Below are 8479 nucleotides of genomic sequence, written 5' to 3' on the forward strand. Positions count from 1 at the left end.
CCTGGTCACGGCCCCCCCTACCCCTACCTCAGCTGGATCGCCGCGACACGCCCGGCGCGCCATCGCGGCTAGAAATACCAGCCGATCATGAACTCGAACGCGACCGAGTAGATCGAGAAGTTGTCATCATTGTTGTTGCGCCAATTGTTGTCGTCCCCCTCGAAGAACAACCCAAGATCAACGTCGATCTCGCCGCCCAAGAACAGGTTCTTGTAGACGATCCCCTGCACGCCCCCGCCAAGCTGGACGTTGGCGCCAAGCGCAGAGTCCCCCCCGCGTCGATCGTTGAAGAAGGGCACGTCCAAGTCCCAGGTCCAAAACGCCCCGGCGAACCCGGCCCCGAACATCCCGTAGCCCCACACCTTGTTGCTGCCCAGTCCGATCCGCGCCTCTGGCATGAAGCGGATCACGTGGGTGCCAAAGTCGTTGAAGTCGTAGTCGTCGAACACCAACACCGAGTGCTCGAACACGCCACCGACCGTGGCCTTGAACAGCTTGCCGCGGGCGAACATGTAGCCGCCGCCAAACCCCCAGCCAAAGCTGGGATCGAGGTCCAGGTAGTCGTCGTGCGAGAACGGCAGCACGAGCGACCCAGGCGTGAGCATGATGTAGCCGCCCTCGTCAAACCCACCGCTGCGCTTGGCGGCCTCAGCCTCGCCCTGCGGGAGACCCAGATAGACCGCGGCAGCGAGCGTGGGGAGGAGGATCGGAGCGAGCCTGCGTGACCAACGGGCGCGATGCATCCACCCGATCTTACCGACACTCGCCGGCGTGTCACCTGACACGCAGGCGCATGTCATTTTCGCAAGCGGGCATACTCAAAAACGACTCAGAATCGCCACCCGGCCGTGAACTCGATCCCGACCTGGTACAGCGAGAAGGTGTCGTCGTTGTTGTTGCCCCAATTGCCGCCGCCCTTTTCGTAGAAAAACCCCGCGTCGAAGTCGACCTCGGCGCCAAGGAAGAAATTCTTGTAGACGAATCCCTGCATGCCGACGCCGGCTTGCACGGCGAGTCCGCTCGCCGAGTCGCGCCCGCGCGGCCGATCCAAGAACCCGATGTCGGCATCCCAAGACCACGCCGTAGCCGCGAAACCCGCCCCCACGAGACCGTAGACCCACACGGTGTTGCCTCCAAGTCCAAGCCGAAGCTCGGGCATCAGACGCACCGCGTGGGCGCCGAAGTCCTTGAACCTGTAGCCGTCGAGCATCAGCACGTTGTGCTCGAACCCAACGCCGATCGTGCCCTTGAACAAGCGCCCAGGCGCGAACATGTAGCCGCCACCCACGCCCCATCCGTAGCTGGGATTGACCTCGGTGAAGTCGTGCTCGCCGGTCAGCACCAGCGCGCCAGGCGTGATTGTGATGTAGCCACCACCTTCGTTGAATCCGGTGCCAGGCGGCGGGGAAGCCTCGGCTTCGGACTCGAGCAATCCCGCGCAGAAGACCGCCGTGAGCGCGGCTATCGCGATTGGGCACAACCGTTGAAATGTGTTGACGCGATGCATGCGTCGAGCGTTGCTGATCAAACCAACTTGTCACGTGGCAATAATTGCCTCGCAACTGATTGCGCACGCACACAGCGGCGCATGCAGACATTGCATTCGGCCGATCGCGCGGCAGCCTACCGCACGCGATAGATCAGATTCTTGGTCCCGGCCGCCTGGCAGACCGCACGCGCCAGCGCTTCGGTCCCGCGCGTGACCACAAATTTGCGGTCCTTGAACACCTTGAACGGGAACCGCTCGCGGGTGTGCTGGTAGCGGGCCCGCTCGCTGTCCTGGATGCTGGTCGAGAGCAGGTCCTCGATGGGATCGTTGCTCTTCTCCTCGCGCACGTCGCGGGCGGCGATGTCTGTCTGAAAGCACATCAGCAGCTCGGGCGCGTCGCTGCTCGCGGACTCGAGCCAACGCCGCCACGCGTGACCCAGGCGCGGGTTGCCCTTATCCGGCTCCGCAGGGACCACCGGGTTGGTGGGCTCGCCTTCGCGCGGCAGCCGAAACAACACCGGCCCAATCACGCCGCGCTGGACCCGATCCACGCTCACGCCCTCGATGTCGTGCATGTGGATGAACAGGTGCTCGGCGTCGTAGCTGGCGTTGCGGTACACGGTCGCGTGAAATGCCTCGTTGGCGGCGGCGCTCTCACCATCGGCGTCGAGGTCGATGACCTTGCGCCGCCACGCCGAGGCGACCTGGGTCAGCTCGATCGTGATCCGCACGTAGAGCCCGGTCGCGTCGAGCTTGGTCAGGTCCAGGCGAAATTCTGCGGTGCCCGTCGCGGGATCGTGGCGGCGCAGCTGCACGCGGTGCTCGTCGAGCGGCGCGTAGGGCTGGCCCTGGATCGCCTCGAAGTAGCGGCGCTTCTGCAGCAGCTGCGCGTAGACCTCGGCCTCGTCGCGCTTTTGTTCGTAGTGCGCCGTCTCGCTCATCCGCGACAGCGACCCACCCGCGAGCTCGTGATCGGTGAGCACCCGGGTGAAGCTGGCCATGTTTGGCAGCCCCGCGCGGGCGTCGACGTAGAGCTGATCGTAGAGCCCGGCCTCCATCGCCAGCTTCAGGGTCTCGAGACTGCCCTGGACCCGGCGGCGATCTGGAAACGTGTTGTTGAGCCGCGCAGCCCGCAGCGCGGCGATGAGCTTGTCGAGGTAGGCGGGGACGACCGCGCCCCGCAGCGCCTGGGTGTGCAGCGTGACGAGCTCGTTCATGGCCGACTCACCCCGCAACCCTCAGCCCTCGGCCGGCGCGCTGGCGCCACCACCGTCGACCTGCTTCGCGCGATTCGCCATGGCCTTGTCGATCGCCGACTGGATCCGCGCCTCTTCGATCTCTTTGGACTTCTTGAGGTTCTCGTCGAGCAGCGCCGAGGTGCCCTCGTCGAAGGTCTCGAGCTCTTCGACGAGCTTGTCGAGGTTCTGACGGAAGAAGATCTGGGTGTCGCTGACGAACTGCGTGGTCACGTTCATCGACTCGGTCATGACGTCGAGCGACTTTTTCATCTCGAGCATCACGACCGAGGCGTCGGCGGCCCGGCCGATCGCCTGGATCTGCGCCGAGGCCATGTCCAGCTTGATGCTGGCCGCGGTCGTGTACTGCTGGATGTCCTGCGCGAGGTTGCGGATCGTCTCGGCCAGCTTGCGGGTGTTTTCTTTGAGGCTGGCGTAGCGGTTCTCGGCGGCGCCGTAGAGCTGCACGTTGGTCGAGTGCTCCGCCAGCAACGCGCGGATCCGGTCCTGATCCGTCTCGATCTTGCGGGCCTCGACGCTGCCGGCTTCGATCGTCTGAAGCTCGGCCTCGAGCTCCTCTTGCATGGTCCGCAGATCCAGCACGTACTCGAGCGCGCGCCGCTCGTTCTCGGCGGCCTCGACGATCTTGCCGTTGATGCGGTTGATCTCTGTGTAGAGCTCTTGCTCGGACTGCTTGAGCACGTCGCAGTAGCCGGCCGCTTCTTTCACGCGCTTGGCCGAGACTTGGTACTGCTGCTTGAGCAGCTCCTCGATCGAGCGCTTCGAGATCGCGATCGACTTGAACCCGGGGATGTACGAGACGACCTCTTTGAAGCCAGCCCAGAACCCGCCCTTGGTCGCGGTGCCGTCGATGTAGTCGCTGAACTTGCGCAGCTTCTTGAGCTCGTCGGCCATCGCCGTCTGGATCACGACGTTGCGATCGCGCAGGACCTTGAGCTCGCCGACCTTGGTGTCCTGAACGGTGCGCTCTTCTTGGATGTTGTCTTCGAGAGAGCGGACCGAGATCCCTTCGCCGCTGTACGCGACGTCTCGGGCCAGGACATCTGAGAGGCTCTTGCTACCGGCGCTCATGGCGAGGCGAGGGTGCCACGTGTGAGCCTGCGAGTCTTCTCGGCTCGCGGATTTGTCTGCGAGCCGCGGCTTCGCTGCGCCACGGCTGGCCCAGCACCCGACCGGCGCCCGGCACTACGCGCACACGGCGCGAAACGCGTTCAGTGCGCCATCCACGACCGGCGGATCGACGCACATCGCCAGCCGCAGGTGGTCTGGCACCCCAAACGCCACGCCCGGCACCACCAGCGCGCGCTGCTCGCGAAGCCGGTGGGTGAGCGTGACATCCCCGCCCTCGCCCAGCGACGCCCGCAGCGACGCCGGCAAGCGCGGAAACAGGAAGAAGCCAGCCTGCGGGGTGGGCTGCTCGAACCCGAGCTCGCGCAAGCCGGCCGCCATCTTGTGGCAATTCTCGGCGTAGACCTGGACCTCGACGCGACCGCCCGGCTGGCCCAGGACCTTGGGCAAGACCCGCTGCATGAGCGCGGGCGCGTTGACGAAGCCGAGCGTGCGATTGCAGAACGCGACCGCCCGGTGCAAGAGCTCACGCCCGCGGGCCTCGGGGTTGATCACCAGGTAGCCGATCCGCTCGCCCGCGAGGCCGAGATCTTTGCTGTGGCTGGTGACCAGCACCGTGTTGGGCCAGCGCCCGAGCATGGAAGGTACGGACGCCGCGGTCTGGTCGTGGACCAGGTCGCGGTAGGGCGAGTCCTCGATCACCCACAGCGGGCGCGGGAGCTGCAGCTTGCCCAACATCGCCGCGAGCTCGTCGAGCGCAGCCGCGCTGTAGATCGTGCCGGTCGGGTTGTTGGGCGAGTTGATCAGCAGGATCCGGGCGCTGTCGGGATCCTGAGCGATCGCCGCCGCGATCGTGCCCAGGTCCAGGCTGAAGTCCGGGTTCGTCGCAACCGGGACCAGGGTGGCCCCGTGGTTCGCGCAATAGTGCTCGTACTCCGAGAAGAACGGCGCCGGAACCAGCACGCGATCGCCGTCATCGACGATCGACTTGAGCAGCACGTTGATCGCCCCCGCCGCCCCCACGGTCATCGTCACGTCGTGGGGCTCGAGGCCCTGGATGCCGTAGCGCTCCCCCTCGCGCTGCGCGATGAATTCGCGGACGTCGAGAAACCCGCTGTTGGTCATGTAGCGGTGCATGCCGGTGGGTTCGTCGCGCAGGGTCTCGACGATCGCCTGCGCCCACAGCTGCGGCGGCTCGAGGCTGGGGTTACCCAGCGACAGATCCCAGATGGGGCCGCCGCCGTCTGCACGCAGCTGCCGACCTAGCTCGAACATTCGCCGGGTCCAGGACTCGTGCTGACCAAGAATGCAGTCGGCGATGCGGCTAGAGAGGACATCGCGCTCGGGTTCCGTCACGGGGCCGACACTATCACGGTCTCGATCTCGGGAACTCGCCGAACGCGAGCAGCGTGCGCGTGGCTCGTCCGGCGACGACGAGACAAGTGCCGTTCGGGTGTGGGAGGGCCGCACGACAACCTGTACACTCCGCGCACGCATGACCGCCGACGCCGCGCTCAGCATTCATAACCTGGCCTTCTTCGAGGCCCTGTACGACGCGTACGAGCAGGACCCGAGCAGCGTGGATCCGCAGTGGCTGCGGATCTTGTTCGAGGGTCAGACGCCGCCGCCAACGAGCGCGAGCTTCCGCGGCCGCGCGCGCCCTCCCGCCCAGACACTGGCCGGCGACGCCCAACAGATCGCGCTGCAGACCCAGGTCGATAATTTGATCGAGGCTCACCGGCTGCATGGCCACCGCGGAGCCGACATCGATCCGCTCTCGCGCCCGCGCCGGTCGGACGTCAGCGAGCTCGACCCAGCGCACTACGGACTGACCGAGGACCACTACGATCGCCTGTTCCACACGAGCGGCCTGACGCCGGACCCGGCCACGCTGCGCGAGATCATCGAGCGCCTGCAAAACACCTACTGTCGCCACGTTGGCGTCGAGTACTGGAACCTCGCGGATCCAACCCAGCGCGCGTGGCTGCAAGCCCGCATGGAGGGCTGCCTCAACGAGGTCGTGCCCGCCCGCGACGAACAGCTTCGCCTGCTCCGCAGCCTGATCAACGTCGACACCGTCGATCATTTCCTGCACAGCAAGTTCTTGGGTGCCAAGCGGTTCTCGATCGCCGGCGCCGAGAGCATCATCGGTCTGCTCGACTGCCTGATCGAAGGCGCGGCGGATCACGACGTTGGCGAGGTGATCTTCGGCATGGCCCACCGCGGGCGCCTGAACGTGCTGATGAACGTGCTGGGCAAGGCGCCCAAGGACGTGTTCTCGGAGTTCTCCAACACCGACGCAGAGAGCTACATCGGGTCCGGCGACGTCAAGTATCACCTTGGCTATCACCGCCACCACACGACCGCGAGCGGCAAAGAGATCTACTTGGCGCTGGCGTTCAACCCCAGCCACCTCGAGGCCATCACCCCGGTCATCCAAGGTCGCGTGCGCGCACGCCAAGACGCGCAGCCCCACCTTGGCCGCGCGGCCAGCTTGGGGGTCACCCTGCACGGCGACGCGGCGTTCGCGGGCCAGGGCGTGGTCGCCGAGACCCTCAACATGGCCGCGCTCGAGGGCTACGACGCCGGCGGTGTGATCCGCGTGGTCATCAACAACCAGATCGGCTTCACCACCGATCCCCGCGACTCACGCTCGGGCTTGTACGCAACCGACGTCGCGTCCGTGCTCGGGGTCCCGGTCTTCCATATTAATGGTGACGACCCCGAGGCCGCCGCTCACGTCGCGCGCTTGGCCGTTGACTGGCGGGCGCGCTTTCATCGCGACGTGGTGATCGACGTGGTCTGCTACCGGCTGTTTGGCCACAACGAGGGCGACGATCCCACGTTCACGCAGCCGCGCATGTACGACATCATCAAGAACCACCCCTCGGTGCGCGCCCAGTACGAGCGCCAGCTGATCGAGCGGGGCACGGTCAGCCAGGCCGACTGCGAGCAGATGAGCAAGGAGTTCGAGGCCGAGTTCGAGGCCGCGCTCGACCAAGCCAAGTCCAGCGATCCCAAGCACGCGCTCGCGCCCATGCACGGCAAGTGGCGCGAGTACAGCGGCGGCGACGAGACCGAGGTGGAAGACGTCGACACCCGGGTCTCGGCCGCCTTGCTGCGGGCCTACGGCGAGAAGCTGGGCGTGGTGCCCGAGGGCTTCAAGCTGCACCGCAAGATCGCCCGGTTCTCCAAAGAGTCGCGCAAGATGACCGACGGCGAGCAGCCCTTCAACTGGGCCACCGCCGAGCTGTCTGCCTACGCCTCGCTGCTGGCCGAGGGCACGCCCGTGCGGATCTCCGGTCAAGACGTGCGGCGCGGGACCTTTGGCCACCGCCACGCGGTGTTCACCGATGTCGAGACCAACGCGAAGTGGTGTCCGCTGCAGCACCTTGGCGAGCACAAGGGCCGGTTCTCGATCTACAACAGCCCGCTCAGCGAGTTCTCGGTGCTGGGCTTCGAGTTTGGCTACTCGTTGATCACGCCCGAAGGTCTGATCATCTGGGAGGCGCAGTTTGGTGACTTTGCCAACAGCGCGCAGGTGATCATGGATCAGTTCTTGTCGTCCTCGGAGGACAAGTGGAACCGGCTGTCGGGGCTGACCTTGCTGCTGCCCCACGGCTACGAAGGCCAGGGCCCCGAGCACTCCAGCGCCAGGCTCGAGCGCTTCTTGCAGCTGTGCGCCGAAGACAACATGCAGGTCTGCTACCTGACCACGCCCGCGCAGCTGTTTCACGTGCTGCGCCGCCAGGTCATTCGCATGTGGCGCAAGCCGCTGATCATGATGTCACCCAAGAGCCTGCTGCGGTTTCGGCCCTCGTTCTCGCCGCTCAGCGAGTTCACCGACGGCCAATTCCACCGCGTGATCGACGACACCAAGCCCGATCCCAGCAAGGTCGAGCTGGTGCTGTTGTCGGCTGGCAAGGTGTTCTACGACCTCGACAGCACCCGCGACGAGCAGGGCCGCCACGACGTCGCGCTCGTGCGCGTCGAGCAGCTGTACCCGTTCACGCGCACCGGCCAGGCGATCAGCGAGGCGCTGGCGCGCTACCCCAACGCCAAGCGGGTGCGGTGGGTCCAAGAAGAGCCCAAGAACATGGGCTCGTGGTTCTTCATGCAGCCGCGCTTGCAGGAGCTGGTCGGCAAGCGCTTCGTGATCGAATACGTTGGTCGGGTCGAGAGCGCATCACCTGCGACCGGCTCGTCCGAAGCCCACAAGGTCGAGCTCGCGCGCCTGCTCAGCGACGCCTTCGCCTAGACTTTTGGGCGTGGTTGAGCGACCACGCCCCCCTGCCCCACGAGATCATCACCATGGCCACCATTCAAGTCCCTGCCCTCGGAGAATCCATCACCGAAGCGATCGTCGCCAAATGGCTGAAGAAGCCCGGCGACGCCGTTAGCGTTGACGAGCCGATCGTCGAGCTCGAGACCGACAAGATCACCGTTGAGGTGCCCGCGCCCGAGGCCGGCGTGCTGAGCCGGCAGCTCGCAGCCGAGGGCGCCACCGTCAACGTGGGTGACGCGATCTTCGAGATCGATGCAAGCGGGACGGCGGCCGCGAGCTCGCAGGCTGACGCAGAAGCCAAGGCCGACGCGAGCGCCCACGCCGAGGCGGCTGCGCCTGCGCCCGCAGCCGCGCAAGCGCCTGCGCCTGCGCCTGCACAAG

The 8479-nt window shown here is 66.0% G+C and carries 7 protein-coding genes; 2 read left to right on the forward strand and 5 right to left on the reverse strand.

Annotation, left to right across the window (positions count from 1 at the left end; translation table 11 throughout):
* Positions 1-68: 68 nt before the first annotated feature.
* From DB30_RS24490 to DB30_RS24510, 5 genes are all read right to left on the reverse strand, one after another.
* On the reverse strand, positions 69-743 hold the full coding sequence (locus DB30_RS24490; protein ID WP_052553144.1) for a hypothetical protein: 675 nt from the start codon (positions 741-743) through the stop codon (positions 69-71).
* Between the two features lie 86 nt (positions 744-829).
* Positions 830-1432, reverse strand: a complete 603-nt coding sequence (locus DB30_RS24495; protein WP_146660440.1) for a hypothetical protein — start codon at positions 1430-1432, stop codon at positions 830-832.
* A gap of 191 nt (positions 1433-1623) precedes the next feature.
* Positions 1624-2706, reverse strand: coding sequence for a hypothetical protein (locus tag DB30_RS24500; RefSeq protein ID WP_052553149.1), 1083 nt, complete (start codon positions 2704-2706; stop codon positions 1624-1626).
* Positions 2707-2727: 21 nt separating this feature from the next.
* Positions 2728-3816 carry a hypothetical protein gene (locus DB30_RS24505; RefSeq protein WP_052553151.1) on the reverse strand — a complete coding sequence of 363 codons (1089 nt, stop codon included), beginning with the start codon at positions 3814-3816 and terminating at the stop codon, positions 2728-2730.
* A gap of 114 nt (positions 3817-3930) precedes the next feature.
* Positions 3931-5169 carry a pyridoxal phosphate-dependent aminotransferase gene (locus DB30_RS24510; protein WP_052553153.1) on the reverse strand — a complete coding sequence of 413 codons (1239 nt, stop codon included), beginning with the start codon at positions 5167-5169 and terminating at the stop codon, positions 3931-3933.
* 139 nt (positions 5170-5308) lie between these two features.
* Between DB30_RS24510 and DB30_RS24515 the strand changes: the two genes are divergently transcribed.
* A complete protein-coding gene (locus tag DB30_RS24515) occupies positions 5309-8071 on the forward strand; it encodes a 2-oxoglutarate dehydrogenase E1 component (RefSeq protein ID WP_052553156.1) in 2763 nt (920 codons plus the stop codon).
* A 14-nt stretch (positions 8072-8085) separates the two neighbouring features.
* Positions 8086-8479, forward strand: a 394-nt coding sequence (locus DB30_RS24520) for a biotin/lipoyl-containing protein (RefSeq protein ID WP_240480318.1), incomplete at its 3' end; no start/stop codon positions are given.

Source organism: Enhygromyxa salina, from assembly GCF_000737335.2.
GTDB lineage: Bacteria > Myxococcota_A > Polyangia > Nannocystales > Nannocystaceae > Plesiocystis > Plesiocystis salina_C.